This is a genomic window from Streptomyces sp. NPDC029122 (assembly GCF_055569445.1).
The window spans coordinates 1-14,129 of the sequence record NZ_JBVHWK010000024.1; the positions used below are offsets into that span (position 1 = coordinate 1).

Annotated in this window: 12 protein-coding genes, 1 rRNA gene and 1 riboswitch; of the genes, 12 read left to right on the forward strand and 1 reads right to left on the reverse strand. The window is 70.6% G+C overall.

Annotated features, from left to right (window positions below):
• The 11 genes from rrf to ACZ4WZ_RS24875 form a co-directional block, all read left to right on the forward strand.
• A 5S ribosomal RNA gene (gene rrf, locus ACZ4WZ_RS24825) occupies positions 1-91 on the forward strand; the annotation flags it as partial.
• A gap of 149 nt (positions 92-240) precedes the next feature.
• A complete protein-coding gene (locus ACZ4WZ_RS24830) occupies positions 241-828 on the forward strand; it encodes a CDP-alcohol phosphatidyltransferase family protein (protein ID WP_388945716.1) in 588 nt (195 codons plus the stop codon).
• 101 nt (positions 829-929) lie between these two features.
• On the forward strand, positions 930-3,428 hold the full coding sequence (locus ACZ4WZ_RS24835) for a sugar phosphate nucleotidyltransferase (protein WP_467893536.1): 2,499 nt from the start codon (positions 930-932) through the stop codon (positions 3,426-3,428).
• 89 nt (positions 3,429-3,517) lie between these two features.
• Entirely contained in the window at positions 3,518-4,423 is a 906-nt protein-coding gene (locus ACZ4WZ_RS24840; protein ID WP_467893537.1) for a DUF881 domain-containing protein, read from the forward strand.
• Entirely contained in the window at positions 4,420-4,752 is a 333-nt protein-coding gene (locus ACZ4WZ_RS24845; RefSeq protein WP_007262894.1) for a small basic family protein, read from the forward strand. The genes ACZ4WZ_RS24840 and ACZ4WZ_RS24845 overlap by 4 nt, the downstream gene beginning before the upstream one ends.
• A gap of 4 nt (positions 4,753-4,756) precedes the next feature.
• Positions 4,757-5,623, forward strand: a complete 867-nt coding sequence (locus ACZ4WZ_RS24850; protein ID WP_467893539.1) for a DUF881 domain-containing protein — start codon at positions 4,757-4,759, stop codon at positions 5,621-5,623.
• Positions 5,624-5,753: 130 nt separating this feature from the next.
• Positions 5,754-6,644, forward strand: a complete 891-nt coding sequence (locus ACZ4WZ_RS24855; protein WP_467893541.1) for an FHA domain-containing protein — start codon at positions 5,754-5,756, stop codon at positions 6,642-6,644.
• A 69-nt stretch (positions 6,645-6,713) separates the two neighbouring features.
• Positions 6,714-7,478: a transcriptional regulator FtsR gene (gene ftsR / locus ACZ4WZ_RS24860; RefSeq protein ID WP_467893543.1), complete on the forward strand. Its 765-nt coding sequence runs from the start codon at positions 6,714-6,716 to the stop codon at positions 7,476-7,478.
• A gap of 63 nt (positions 7,479-7,541) precedes the next feature.
• Positions 7,542-8,015, forward strand: coding sequence for a bifunctional nuclease family protein (locus tag ACZ4WZ_RS24865; RefSeq protein WP_467893545.1), 474 nt, complete (start codon positions 7,542-7,544; stop codon positions 8,013-8,015).
• Positions 8,016-8,199: 184 nt separating this feature from the next.
• Positions 8,200-8,838 carry a MerR family transcriptional regulator gene (locus tag ACZ4WZ_RS24870; RefSeq protein WP_467893547.1) on the forward strand — a complete coding sequence of 213 codons (639 nt, stop codon included), beginning with the start codon at positions 8,200-8,202 and terminating at the stop codon, positions 8,836-8,838.
• Between the two features lie 91 nt (positions 8,839-8,929).
• On the forward strand, positions 8,930-10,345 hold the full coding sequence (locus ACZ4WZ_RS24875) for a DNA polymerase IV (RefSeq protein ID WP_467893549.1): 1,416 nt from the start codon (positions 8,930-8,932) through the stop codon (positions 10,343-10,345).
• Here ACZ4WZ_RS24875 and ACZ4WZ_RS24880 read toward each other — a convergent pair.
• Positions 10,342-10,698 (reverse strand): PRC-barrel domain-containing protein, encoded by a 357-nt coding sequence (locus ACZ4WZ_RS24880; RefSeq protein WP_467893550.1) that lies wholly within the window; start codon positions 10,696-10,698, stop codon positions 10,342-10,344. The genes ACZ4WZ_RS24875 and ACZ4WZ_RS24880 overlap by 4 nt on opposite strands.
• Before the next feature lie 123 nt (positions 10,699-10,821).
• Positions 10,822-10,920, forward strand: a riboswitch (glycine riboswitch).
• A gap of 196 nt (positions 10,921-11,116) precedes the next feature.
• Here ACZ4WZ_RS24880 and gcvP point away from each other — a divergent pair.
• Positions 11,117-14,002 carry an aminomethyl-transferring glycine dehydrogenase gene (gene gcvP / locus ACZ4WZ_RS24885; protein ID WP_467893551.1) on the forward strand — a complete coding sequence of 962 codons (2,886 nt, stop codon included), beginning with the start codon at positions 11,117-11,119 and terminating at the stop codon, positions 14,000-14,002.
• Positions 14,003-14,129 lie beyond the last annotated feature (127 nt).

A 14,129-nucleotide genomic window follows, 5' to 3' on the forward strand; every position in this document is an offset into this window, starting at 1 on the left:
GCCCGGTTACATTCCGAACCCGGAAGCTAAGCCTTTCAGCGCCGATGGTACTGCAGGGGGGACCCTGTGGGAGAGTAGGACGCCGCCGAACAATCATTGTGGGAAAGCCCCGCACCTTCTGGTGCGGGGCTTTTCTGCGTTCAGGGTCCGGATCGGCGGCCGGTCGGCCCGTGCAGGGACTCCTGTAGGGTCAGGGGGCACCGATCCGACCATTTCTAGCGTCACAGTGGAGGCCCCCGGGTGGAGGTCCAGGAGACTCGGGTTCAGACCGACCGAATTTTCACCATTCCGAACATCCTGAGCATGGCTCGTCTCGTCGGCGTACCGCTGTTCCTCTGGCTCATCCTGGAGGGGCACGACGGGTGGGCGCTGGCCGTCCTGATGCTCAGCGGGATCAGTGACTACCTCGACGGAAAACTCGCGCGCCGCTGGAATCAGATCAGCAAACTGGGCCGGCTGCTGGACCCCGCCGCGGACCGCCTCTACGTCCTGACCACTCTCTTCGGTCTGACCTGGCGGGAGATCCTGCCCCTGTGGCTCACCGCGGCGCTCCTCGCGCGTGAGGCGATGCTGCTGGTCATGGTGTGGATCCTGCGTCGGCACGGCTATCCGCCGCCGCAGGTGAACTTCCTCGGCAAGGCCGCGACCTTCAACCTGATGTACGCCTTCCCCTTGCTCCTGCTCAGTGACGGGACCGGCTGGTTGGCCTGGATGGCGTCCGTTTTCGGATGGGCGTTCGCAGGATGGGGTACAACTCTCTATTGGTGGGCAGGAATCCTTTACGTGGTGCAAGTCCGCCGGCTGGTCAGGGCTACCACGGCCGATTGAGCTCACTCGGCGCCGGTACTGACGCGGATGAGTTGCGGAGTATCCGCCCCGGAGGAGTGAGGTCGGCTGGACCGTCATCTCTCTAGGAGGACTCTTCCGACATGAAGGCCGTCGTGATGGCCGGTGGCGAAGGTACGCGGCTTCGCCCCATGACCTCAAGCATGCCCAAGCCGCTCCTGCCGGTGGCGAACCGGCCGATCATGGAGCACGTGCTGAGGCTGCTCAAGCGGCATGGGCTCAGCGAGACCGTGGTCACGGTGCAGTTCCTGGCGTCCCTCGTCAAGAACTACTTCGGTGACGGCGAGGAGCTCGGGATGGAGCTCACCTACGCCAACGAGGAAAAGCCTCTCGGAACCGCCGGCAGCGTGAAGAACGCCGAAGAAGCCCTGAAGGACGACACCTTCCTCGTCATCTCCGGCGACGCGCTGACCGACTTCGACCTCACCGACCTCATCAATTTCCACAAGGAGAAGGGCGCACTGGTCACGGTGTGCCTGACCCGGGTGCCGAACCCGCTGGAATTCGGCATCACCATCGTGGACGAGGAAGGGAAGGTCGAGCGCTTCCTCGAGAAGCCGACATGGGGGCAGGTGTTCTCGGACACCATCAACACCGGCATCTACGTGATGGAGCCGGAGATCTTCGACTACGTCGACCCGGACGTTTCCGTCGACTGGTCCGGTGACGTCTTCCCCCAGCTGATGAAGGAAGGCCGCCCGATCTACGGCTACGTGGCCGAGGGCTACTGGGAGGACGTGGGCACCCACGAGAGCTACGTCAAGGCGCAGGCCGACGTGCTCGAGGGCAAGGTCCAGGTCGACATGGACGGCTTCGAGATCTCGCCCGGCGTGTGGATCGCCGAAGGGGCCGAGGTCAGCCCCGACGCCGTGCTGCGCGGGCCGCTGTACGTCGGCGACTACGCCAAGGTAGAGGCCGGGGTGGAGCTCCGCGAGCACACCGTCATCGGGTCGAACGTGGTCGTGAAGAGCGGAGCCTTCCTCCACAAGGCCGTCGTCCACGACAACGTCTACATCGGCCCGCACAGCAACCTGCGCGGCTGCGTCATCGGCAAGAACACCGACATCATGCGGGCAGCCCGGATCGAGGACGGCGCCGTCATCGGTGACGAGTGCCTCGTGGGTGAAGAATCCATTGTCCAGGGCAATGTGCGCGTCTACCCGTTCAAGACGGTCGAGGCCGGTGCCTTCGTCAACACCTCGGTCATCTGGGAGTCCCGCGGCCAGGCACACCTGTTCGGTGCCCGGGGAGTCTCCGGGATCCTGAACGTGGAGATCACCCCCGAGCTGGTGGTCAAGCTGGCGGGCGCCTACGCGACGATGCTGAAGAAGGGCGCGATCGTCACCACGGCCCGTGACCACTCCCGAGGCGCCCGTGCGCTCAAGCGCGCGGTGATCTCGGCGCTCCAGGCCAGCGCCATCGACGTCCGTGACCTGGAGAACGTACCGCTGCCGGTGGCGCGCCAGCAGACGGCCCGCGGTGCGGCGGGCGGAATCATGATCAGGACCTCGCCCGGGGTGCCGGACTCGGTGGACATCATGTTCCTCGACGAGCGGGGCGCCGACCTCTCGCAGGCGCAGCAGCGCAAGCTGGACCGGGTGTACGCACGCCAGGAGTACCGGCGTGCCTTCCCCGGGGAGATCGGCGACCTGCAGTTCCCGTCGAGCGTCTTCGACTCGTACACGGGCTCGCTGCTGCGGCGGGTGGACACCACCGGGATCGCCGACGCCGGGCTCAAGGTCGTCGTGGACGCCTCGAACGGCAGCGCGGGGCTCGTGCTGCCCAGCCTGCTCGGCCGGCTCGGCGTGGACGCGCTGACGATCAACCCCGGCCTGGACGAGTCCAGGCCGACCGAGACGCGGGAGACCCGGCGGGCCGGGCTGGTGCGTCTCGGCGAGATCGTGGCGTCGGCGCGGGCGGCCTTCGGGGTGCGGTTCGACCCGGTGGGCGAGCGGATCTCGCTGGTGGACGAGCGGGGCCGCATCATCGAGGACGACCGGGCGCTGCTCGTGCTCCTCGACCTGGTGGCCGCCGAGAAGCGCAGCGGCAAGGTGGCCCTGCCGGTGACCACGACGCGGGTCGCCGAGCAGGTGGCGGCGTACCACGGCACCCAGGTGGAGTGGACGACGACCTCGCCCGACGACCTGACCCGGGTCGGCCGGGAGGAGACGACGATCTTCGGCGGGGACGGGCGGGGCGGGTTCATCGTCCCCGAGTTCAGCTCCGTGTTCGACGGGTCGGCGGCCTTCGTGCAGTTGATCGGACTGGTGGCCCGGACGCAGCTCACCCTGAGCCAGATCGACGCCCGCATTCCGCGTGCGCACGTGCTCAAGCGGGACGTGCCCACCCCGTGGGCGGCGAAGGGCCTCGTGATGCGGCGGGTCGTGGAGGCGGCGGGCGACCGGCAGGTGGACACCACCGACGGGGTGCGCGTGGTCGAGGCCGACGGGCGGTGGGCGCTGGTCCTGCCCGACCCGGCGGAGGCGGTCACCCACCTGTGGGCCGAAGGCCCCGACGACGCCTCCGCCCAGGCGCTCCTCGACGAGTGGGCTGCGGTCGTGGACGGAGCCGGGCAGCACTGACGCGCGGTGCCGGCGGGCCGGGTGCGGGAGTCGTCCGCCCCGCCCCGCCGGACGAGCGCATTGGGTGGGGGCGGTGCCGACATGCGACGATGTGCGGCATGTCGCAGCCGCCCAACAACCGGAGTTCGGCCACACCGCCGGCGCGCCCGGACGCGTCCATGTCGCTGCTGACCCATGTGATGGACCACAGCCTCGACGAGGGCTATGCGGAAGCCTCGGCCCGGCGCGAGGCGGACGGTACGGCGGGGCTGCCCCGCACCCTCAAGGCCAAGCTCGCGCTCGCCGCGGGGCTGGTGCTCGCCGCCATGGTCGTCACGCTCGGCGCCGCTCAGGCGCGTGTCTCGGCGCCGGTGCTGGCCAAGGAGCGCCAGGAGCTGATCGACCGGGTGCAGCGGGCCGATGACCACGCGGACGGTCTGGAGCGCGACACGGACCGGCTGCGGACCGAGGTCGCCGACCGGCAGCGCGTGGCGCTCAAGCAGCAGGTCGGCGAGCGGGGCCGGCTGGTGGAACTGCTGGCGGGCGCAACCGATGTGCGGGGTCCCGGCGTCAAACTGATCGTGGACGACGCCAAGGGCGCCTCGTCGGGCGGCGGTGGCGGCCCGCGCGAGAGCGCCGGGTTCTCGAACACCGGCCGGGTGCGGGACCGGGACATGCAGCGGATCGTCAACGGACTGTGGCAGGCGGGCGCGGAGGCCGTGTCGATCAACGGGCAGCGGCTGACGGCGCTGTCGGCGATCAGGGCCGCGGGTGACGCGATACTGGTCGACAACAAGCCCCTGGTGCCGCCCTACGAGGTTCTCGCGGTGGGCGACAAGAAGGGGCTCGGGACCACGTTCCAGGACTCCGTGGACGGCCAGTACCTGCACGTCCTGCAGGAGAGCTACGGGATCCGCTACAGCCTGACCCCGATGGACGAGGTGCGGCTGCCGGCGGCGTCGAGCCTGACCGTCCGCTCAGCCACAGCAGAAGAGCCGAAGAAGGGTGCATCGTGATCGCGGTACTGGGCCTCTTGGCCGGAGTGGTGGTCGGGCTTCTGGTCCGGCCCGAGGTGCCGGCCGTGGTGGAGCCGTATCTGCCGATCGCCGTGGTCGCCGCACTCGACGCCGTGTTCGGCGGTCTGCGCGCGATGCTGGACGGCATCTTCGTCGACAAGGTCTTCGTGGTGTCGTTCCTGTCGAACGTGGTCGTGGCGGCACTGATCGTCTTCCTCGGTGACAAGCTGGGCGTCGGCTCGCAGCTGTCGACCGGTGTGGTCGTCGTCCTCGGCATCCGGATCTTCTCCAACGCCGCGGCCATCCGCCGGCACGTCTTCCGGGCGTGAGGCCATGAACACGGAGAGCACCCCGCCCGGCGAGCCGGAGGTCCCCGGGCAGTCCGGGGCCAAGCCCCAGCAGCCGCAGCAGCAGCCCCGGTCGGAACAGCCAGGGCCCCAGGAGCCGCCGCGGCAGCCCGGGCCGGCCGTGCCGGAGGAGACCGGGCGCCAGCGCCTGGCCGCCGGGCTGTGGCCGCCCCGGCTCAGCCGGGCCCAACTGATCGTCGCGCTGCTGCTGTTCGTCCTGGGTCTCGGTCTAGCGATCCAGGTCCGTTCCAACAGCGACTCCAGCGCGCCGCTGCGCGGTGCCCGTCAGGAGGACCTGGTACGGATCCTCGACGAGCTGGACGGGCGGACCCAGCGCCTGGAGGACGAGAAGCAGAGGCTGGAAGACCAGCGCAAGGAGCTGCAGAACAGCTCCAACCAGGCCGAGGAGGCTCGTCGGCAGACGGTGGAGAAGGAGCGCCAACTGGGCATCCTGGCCGGTACGGTGGCCGCACAGGGCCCGGGGATCACGCTGCGGATCAGCGACGTCAAGGGGCAGGTGCGGTCCGACCAGCTGCTGGACACCCTCCAGGAGCTGCGGGCCGCCGGGGCGGAGGCGATCCAGATCAACGGGGTGCGCGTCGTGGCGGGCTCGTACTTCTCCGACGAGGCCGGCGGGGTCGGAATCGACGGTAAGAAGATCACACAGCCCTACGAGTTCAAGGTCATCGGCAAACCGCAGGATCTGGAGCCGGCGCTCAACATCCCGGGAGGTGTCGTACAGACCATGGAGAAGGAACAGGCCACCGTTGCCGTCACACGGTCGGCGAAGATCGTTGTGGATGCCTTGCGGGCTGCGAAGCAGCCTGACTACGCTCGGTCGTCATCGTCGTGACGCGTAGCGGTGTGCGGACGGTCTCACGCGGGCCGGCGCCTGCGGGGGGTCGACGCACGGAAGTCGCCGTGCGTGGTGGAAACTGTCTGGTGGTTACGGACGTTGTCAGAATGTCCGGGTCGGCAGGTGTGTGCATGCAGAGTTCGTCCTGCCCCACGGGCGGGTCTGTTTCGGTCAAGGGGAATCGCCCGTGAAATTGTTTGAGAAGTTGTTCGGCAAGAAGAAGAACGAGGAAAGCGGTGGCTCGCGGCATCGCGCGGGGCAGCCGGGAGCGGAGGGGCAGGGCGACAGGCCGCTCTTCCGCGACGAGGTGGCCGGCCCGGGTGACCACCCGGGGGGCGGCGCGTCGTCCGTCGACCCCGCCGGTTCCGGACGCATAGGTTTCGGTGAACCGTCAAGCTCCAGTGCGGGTGGAGGGTTTGCCTCCGACCCCTATGCCACCAGTGCCTCCGCGGGGCAGCCGCGGCGCGAGGAGCCGTCCATGTCGGCCGAGCAGACGTGCGGCAGGTGTGGACACCGCAGCGACGCGGCGAGCCGTTTCTGCTCCAACTGCGGGGCGCCGCTGCGACCGGGTCTGACGCCGGAGCGTGCCTCGGAGACCACGTCCACCATCTCGATCTCCGGCCTCGAGGCCTACGAGGCCGAGGGGTCGGGCCAGCACGTGTCGTCCTCGCTGTCCCCCGAGGCCCAGGCCGCGGTGGAGGCGCTGCCGCCCGGTTCCGCCCTGCTGATCGTGCGGCGCGGGCCCAACTCGGGCAGCCGGTTCCTGCTGGACGGCGAACTGACCACTGCGGGCCGGCACCCGCAGAGCGACATCTTCCTGGACGACATCACCGTGTCCCGCCTGCATGTCGAATTCCGCCGGAGCCCGGAGGGCGGCTTCACCGTCGCCGACGTGGGCAGCCTCAACGGCACGTACGTGAACCGCGAGCCGATCGAGTCCGTCGCTCTGCACAACGGTGACGAGGTGCAGATCGGCAAGTACCGGCTGGTCTTCTACGCGAGCCTGCGGGGCGCCTGACCCCCTCGGACACCGTCCGGGGGGAACCCCACCCCCGGACACCCTCCGGGGGGACCCAGGGAAGGTTCCATGCTGCGTACCCCGACGGGCGGTGCCCCGAAGAACGGCACCGCCGGCTCGGCCGGACAGCTGGTCAGCATCGGCACGGTGCTGGCCACGCTGCGGGACGAGTTCCCCGAAGTCACGATTTCGAAGATCCGCTTCCTGGAGGCGGAGGGTCTGGTCGAGCCCCGGCGCACACCCTCCGGATACCGCAAGTTCAGCGCGGAGGACGTCGAGCGGCTCGGGCGCATCCTGCGCCTGCAGCGCGACCACTACCTCCCGCTGAAGGTCATCCGGGAGCAGCTCGACGCGCTCGACCGCGGAGAGCAGATCCGCATCCCCGCGCCAGCCGCGCACGGGGAGTCAGTGGATCCCGCGCAGGCCTCCGCCGTGGGCGGGGAGGCCGGCGGCGAGCGGCCTACGGCGGCCCGGGTGGGCCGGGCCGAGCTGATGGCCGCCGCCGAGGTGGACGAGGCGCAGCTCGAGGAGTGGGAGTCGTACGGGCTCGTCTCCGAGGCGCCGGGCGGCGGGTTCGACGCCGGGACGGTCACCGTGGCCCGGCTGATCGCGGATCTCGGCCGGTTCGGACTCGAGCCCCGTCATCTGCGCGGCATGAAGGCGGCGGCGGACCGGGAGGCCGGCCTGGTGGAGCAGCTCGTCTCCCCGCTGCGCCGGCACCGCAATCCGCAGACCAGAGCCCATGCCGAGGCCACCATGAGGGAGCTCGCGGGGCTCTCCGTACGGCTTCACGAGGCCCTGGTCCAGACCGCTCTCGGGCTGCGTCCGCACTGACGCGACGGGTCCCGGGGGAGCCCCGACTACCCAAACCTGCCGGGCAGGTCCTAGGGTTGCTGTGTGAACGAGCTCGACGTTGTGGGTGTCCGGGTGGAAATGCCCTCCAACCAACCGATCGTGCTCCTGCGTGAAGTGGGAGGCGACCGGTACCTCCCCATCTGGATCGGTCCTGGGGAGGCGACCGCCATTGCCTTCGCGCAGCAGGGCATGGCCCCTGCCCGGCCGCTGACGCACGACCTGTTCAAGGACGTGCTGGACGCGGTCGGCGAGGAGCTCACCGAGGTCCGGATCACGGATCTGCGGGAGGGCGTCTTCTACGCGGAGCTGGTCTTCGCCAGCGGGGTCGAGGTGAGCGCGAGGCCGTCGGACGCCATAGCGCTGGCCCTGCGCACGGGGACGCCGATCTACGGCAGTGACGGTGTGCTGGACGACGCCGGAATCGCCATTCCCGACGAGCAGGAGGACGAGGTGGAGAAGTTCCGCGAATTCCTCGACCAGATCTCGCCCGAGGACTTCGGAACGGGCCCCCAGTAGCCGCGCCGACGGCCGCGTCATCCACCGGGAACTGTCAGCCCATTCAAGTAGCCTTTCCCCGCAATGGGGTACGGGAAACCACTCTCAGGGTGATTATCACTCGGCGTGCCGAGTGTGGCGATCGTTGACGCACCCCTGGTCACTGCCTACCTTCGAGGTGGCAGGTCAAGGACGGAGGGTCGGCGTGAGGATCACGGGCGACGGTACGACCGGGGGCACCCCCGCGCGGAGCGATGGTGGGCCGTACCCGCTGCACAGTGGTGCGGCGGGTTCCGTGCACCGTCAGCCGGCGCCCGCGCCGGTCGGACCGGTGAACGACGGCCCGGTGTCCGAACAGGTCGGCTACCGGGGACCGACGGCGTGCGCCGCCGCCGGGATCACGTACCGGCAGCTCGACTACTGGGCGCGGACCGGGCTGGTCGAGCCGAGCGTGCGGCCCGCGTACGGTTCGGGGACCCAGCGGCTGTACAGCTTCCGCGACGTGGTCGTCCTGAAGATCGTCAAGCGCTTCCTGGACACCGGGGTGGCGCTGCAGAACATCCGCACCGCAGTGCAGCACCTGCGCGACCGGGGCTTCTCCGACCTGGAGCGCATGACGCTGATGAGCGACGGCGCGACCGTGTACGAGTGCACCTCGCCGGACCAGGTCGTGAGCCTGCTCCAGGGCGGGCAGGGCGTCTTCGGCATCGCGGTGGGCGTCGTCTGGCGCGACGTCGAGAACGCGCTGTCGCAGCTGCACGGCGAGCGCGTGGACACCGGGGAGACCCTGGTCGGCCACAACCCGGCCGACGAGCTGGCCGCCCGCCGGAACCGGGCCGTCTGAGCCCGCGCCCGCGCCCCGCGCCCCTGTGGCGGGACGTGGGCGGCGGCCACGGATCCCCGCGTTGTCAGTGGCATGGGGCAGCATCGGTACTGTGAGAGCCGCGCCGACCATCCTGCACCTGGACATGGACGCCTTCTACGCCTCCGTCGAGCAGGCGTCCAAGCCCAGCCTGCGCGGGAAGGCCGTGATCGTCGGAGGGCTCGGGCCGCGCGGGGTCGTGGCCACCGCCTCGTACGAGGCCAGGCGGTTCGGTGTGCACTCGGCGATGCCGACCGCGCAGGCCCGCCGGCTCTGCCCGAACGGCGCGTACCTGATTCCGCGCTTCACCCTCTACCGCGAGGTCAGCGAGCTGGTCATGGGCCTGCTCCGGGAGCTGTCGCCGCTCGTGGAGCCGCTCAGCCTCGACGAGGCCTTCGTGGACCTGGAGGCGGGCGGAGCCGCCTTCGACTCGGTGAGCGCCCGCGCCACGGGGGAGCGTCTGCGGGCGGACATCCTGGCCCTCACGGGGCTCAGCGGCTCGGTCGGACTGGCCGGGTCCAAGATGCTGGCCAAGGTGGCCTCGGAGGAGGCCAAGCCGGACGGACTGCTGCTGATCGAGCCCGGGACCGAGCGCGAGCTCCTCGCGCCCATGTCGGTGCGCACCCTTCCGGGCGTCGGGCCGGCCACCGGGGAACACCTGCGCCGGGCCGGGATCACCACCGTGGGCGAGCTGGCCGAGGCGGGCGAGGACGAGCTGGTGCGGATGGTGGGCCGGGCGCACGGGGTGGGGCTCTACCGGATGGCGCTGGGTCTGGACGACCGGCCGGTGGTCGCCGAGCGGGACGCGAAGTCCGTGTCGGTCGAGGACACCTTCGACGTGGACCTGCACGACCGGGTACGGATCCGGAACGAGGTGCAGCGGCTCGCGGACCGCTGCGTGGGCCGGCTGCGCGGCTCGGGGCACTCGGGGCGGACCATCGTCCTGAAGGTCCGCCGGTACGACTTCTCGACCCTGACCCGCTCGGAGACGCTGCGGGGGCCCACCGACGACGCGGCCGTGGTGCGGGAGGCGGCCGCGCGGCTGCTGGAGGGCGTGGACACCACCGGCGGGGTGCGGCTGCTGGGGGTGGGGGTGACGGGGCTCGCGGACTACACCCAGGAGGACCTGTTCGCCCAGGCGCTGGCCGCCGCCGCCGCGGAGGCGGAGGAGGCGGCCGGCGCCGGGGCCGCGCGAGCCGGAGGAGCCGGTGAGGACGCGGCGGAGTCCTCGGGGGAGGGGGAGCCCCCCGAGGTGCCGGCGGAGGCCCTGGAGGGGACGGAGACGGCTCCCGTGCGGCACTGGGCCGCCGGGAGCGACGTACGGCACGCGGTGTACGGGCCCGGATGGGTGCAGGGCAGCGGGGTCGGCCGGGTGACCGTCCGGTTCGAGCAGCCCGGATCACCCCCGGGCCGGGTCCGCACCTTCCGGCTGGACGACCCCGAGCTGGAGGCTTCGGACCCGCTGCCCCTGGTCGGGGACGGCCCTTAGGGCGTGTCCTGCGGGTGGGGGTGCTGGAAGTCGGAGGGGAGGGCCACGTCCAGGCCGTAGTGGTGGTAGAGCTGGAGCTCCTGTTCGGGGGAGAGGTGGCGGCCGACCCCGAAGTCGGGGGCGTCCTTGATCAGGGAGCGTTCGAAGGGCACGCGCAGGGCGTCGTCCACCACCTCGCTGGGTTCCAGGGGGACGAAGGCGTCGCGGCCGAAGAGGCCCGTCCGGACGGCGGCCCACTCCGGGACGCCCGTGGCGTCGTCGAGGTAGACCTCGTCCACGGTGCCGATCTTGGCGCCGTTGCGGTCGAACGCCTTGCGGCCGATCAGGCTGCGCGGATCGATGTCGGTCTGCACGGTCCCTCCGTACGGTCGCAGTGATGCAGAGCTCATCCGTCATGACTACAAAAGTGCATATTTGAAGAGGGGGCCACTCGAGGGAGGGTCGAGATCCTCGCTGGTAGGCTGGGTGGCGGCTGTTGACCCTGTGCGGGAGAGTCCTCCGAGTGAGTACGACGGAGGCGCCGAAGGAGCAAATCCTCCCCGGAATCTCTCAGGCATACGTACCGCACGCGACGAGGCCACTCTGGAAAGCAGGGGCAGGCTCCGGATCCGCAGTACCGGCGCTTCTCCTCACCGACGGTGAAAGCCGGAGCTCTCGGGCGAACCCCGCGGCTCCGGTGAAGCTCTCAGGTTGAGATGACAGAGGGGGAGGCCGTCCGGGTGCCCGCGCCGTGGTGCCCCTCGCAGGTCATACGACCAGGAGGCCTCCGTTATGACCGCCAACCGCATTCCGCTCTCCCAGCTCGAGCGGGGCATCCCCTTCGAGCAGCGTCACATCGGCCCGGACGCCGAAGCGCAGGCGAAGATGCTCGCCCAGGTGGGCTACGGCTCCCTCGACGAGCTCACCGCCGCCGCGGTACCGGATGTGATCAAGACCGCCGAGGCGCTGAACCTGCCCGAGGCGCGCACCGAAGCCGAGGTGCTGGCCGAGCTGCGCTCGCTCGCCGACCGCAACCAGGTGCTCTCCTCGATGATCGGTCTCGGCTACTACGGGACCTTCACCCCGCCGGTGATCCTGCGCAACGTCATGGAGAACCCGGCCTGGTACACGGCGTACACCCCGTACCAGCCGGAGATCTCGCAGGGCCGCCTCGAGGCGCTGCTGAACTTCCAGACCCTCGTCGCCGACCTGACCGGTCTGCCGACCTCCGGCGCCTCCCTGCTCGACGAGGGCACCGCGGCCGCCGAGGCCATGTCGCTGGCCCGCCGCGTGGGCAAGGTCAAGGACGGCGTCTTCCTCGTCGACGCCGACGCGCTGCCCCAGACCATCGCCGTGATCGAGACCCGCGCCGAGCCCACGGGCGTCGAGGTCGTCGTCGCCGACCTGTCCGAGGGCATCCCGGCCGAGATCGCCGAGCGCGGTGTCTTCGGCGTGCTGCTCCAGTACCCGGGCGCCTCCGGTGCCGTCCGGGAGATCAAGCCGGTCATCGACCAGGCGCACGAGCTCGGCGCGATCGTCACCGTCTCCGCCGACCTGCTGGCCCTGACCCTGCTGACCTCCCCGGGCGAGCTGGGCGCGGACATCGCCGTCGGCACCACCCAGCGCTTCGGCGTCCCGATGGGCTTCGGCGGCCCGCACGCCGGCTACATGGCCGTCCAGGCCAAGCACGCCCGCTCGCTGCCCGGCCGCCTCGTCGGCGTCTCCGTGGACGCGGACGGCAACAAGGCGTACCGCCTGGCCCTGCAGACCCGCGAGCAGCACATCCGCCGCGAGAAGGCCACCAGCAACATCTGCACCGCGCAGGTGCTGCTCGCCGTCATGGCCGGGATGTACGCGGTCTACCACGGCCCGGACGGTCTGAAGACGATCGCCCGCCGCACCCACCGCTACGCCGCGCTGCTCGCCGCGGGCCTGACGGCCGGCGGGGTCGAGCTGGTCCACGGCTCCTTCTTCGACACCGTCACCGCCCGCGTGCCCGGCAAGGCCGCCGAGGTCGTCGCCGCCGCCCGCAAGGGCGGGGTCAACCTGTACCGGGCCGACGCCGACCACGTCTCGATCGCCTGCGACGAGACCACGCGCCGCGCCGACCTCGAGGCCGTCTGGGCCGCCTTCGGTGTCACCGCCGACATCGAGGCCCTGGACGGGACCACCGCCGACGCGCTGCCCGAGGGCCTGCTGCGCTCGGACGCGTACCTCACCCACCCGGTCTTCCACCAGCACCGCTCCGAGACCGCGATGCTGCGCTACCTGCGCAAGCTCTCGGACAAGGACTACGCGCTGGACCGCGGCATGATCCCGCTCGGCTCCTGCACCATGAAGCTCAACGCGACCACCGAGATGGAGCCGGTCACCTGGCCCGAGTTCGGCCAGCTGCACCCCTTCGCCCCGGTCGAGCAGGCCGAGGGGTACCTCACGCTCATCAACGAGCTGGAGGAACGTCTCTGCGAGGTCACCGGCTACGACAAGGTCTCCATCCAGCCGAACGCCGGCTCCCAGGGCGAGCTCGCCGGTCTGCTCGCGGTGCGCGCGTACCACCGCGCGAACGGCGACGAGCAGCGCACCGTCTGTCTCATCCCGTCCTCCGCGCACGGCACCAACGCCGCCAGCGCCGTGATGGCCGGCATGAAGGTCGTCGTCGTCAAGACCGCCGACGACGGCGAGGTGGACGCGGACGACCTGCGCGCCAAGATCGAGCAGTACCGTGACGAGCTCTCCGTGCTCATGATCACCTACCCGTCGACGCACGGTGTGTTCGAGGAGCACGTCGCCGACATCTGCGCCCAGGTGCACGAGGCGGGCGGCCAGGTGTACGTGGACGGCGCGAACCTGAACGCCCTGGTGGGCCTCGCCAAGCCGGGTCACTTCGGTGGTGACGTCTCGCACCTGAACCTGCACAAGACCTTCTGCATCCCGCACGGCGGCGGCGGCCCGGGCGTCGGCCCGGTCGGTGTCCGGGCGCACCTGGCCCCGTACCTGCCCAACCACCCGCTCCAGCCGGCCGCCGGCCCCGAGACGGGCGTCGGCCCGATCTCGGCCGCGCCGTGGGGTTCGGCGGGCATCCTGCCGATCTCCTGGTCGTACGTCCGCCTGATGGGCGGCGAGGGCCTCAAGCGCGCCACCCAGGTGGCGGTGCTCGGCGCCAACTACATCGCCAAGCGCCTGGAGCACCACTACCCGGTGCTCTACACCGGTCCGGGCGACCTGGTCGCGCACGAGTGCATCATCGACCTGCGTCCGCTGTCGAAGGCCACGGGTGTGAGCGTCGACGACATCGCCAAGCGCCTGATCGACTACGGCTTCCACGCGCCGACCATGTCCTTCCCGGTGGCCGGCACGCTGATGATCGAGCCGACGGAGTCCGAGGACCTCGTCGAGATCGACCGCTTCTGCGACGCGATGATCGCGATCCGTGCGGAGATCGAGCGGGTCGCGGGCGGTGAGTGGCCGGTGGACGACAACCCGCTGGCCAACGCCCCGCACACCGCCGCGGCGCTGGGCGGCGAGTGGAACCACCCGTACACCCGCGACGAGGCCGTCTTCCCCGGGGGCGTCTCCGCCGCCGAGAAGTACTGGCCGCCGGTGCGCCGGATCGACGGCGCCTTCGGCGACCGGAACCTGGTCTGCTCCTGCCCGCCGCTGGACGAGTACGACCACTGATACGGCAGCCGGGCCCGCGGACGGGCCGGTGACACGGTGAAGGGGGCGGGGGGGGGGGGGGGGGGGGGGGGGGGGGGGCACCCCTCTCGCTTCTTTTCCCTCTCTTTGGGTTGTTGGGGTAACACTA

Coding starts and splice junctions, on each gene's coding strand:
- ACZ4WZ_RS24840 (WP_467893537.1), top strand. CDS start 3,518: ATGTGCGGCATGTCGCAGCCGCCCAACAACCGGAGTTCGGCCACACCG.
- ftsR (WP_467893543.1), top strand. CDS start 6,714: ATGCTGCGTACCCCGACGGGCGGTGCCCCGAAGAACGGCACCGCCGGC.
- gcvP (WP_467893551.1), top strand. CDS start 11,117: ATGACCGCCAACCGCATTCCGCTCTCCCAGCTCGAGCGGGGCATCCCC.
- ACZ4WZ_RS24835 (WP_467893536.1), top strand. CDS start 930: ATGAAGGCCGTCGTGATGGCCGGTGGCGAAGGTACGCGGCTTCGCCCC.
- ACZ4WZ_RS24850 (WP_467893539.1), top strand. CDS start 4,757: ATGAACACGGAGAGCACCCCGCCCGGCGAGCCGGAGGTCCCCGGGCAG.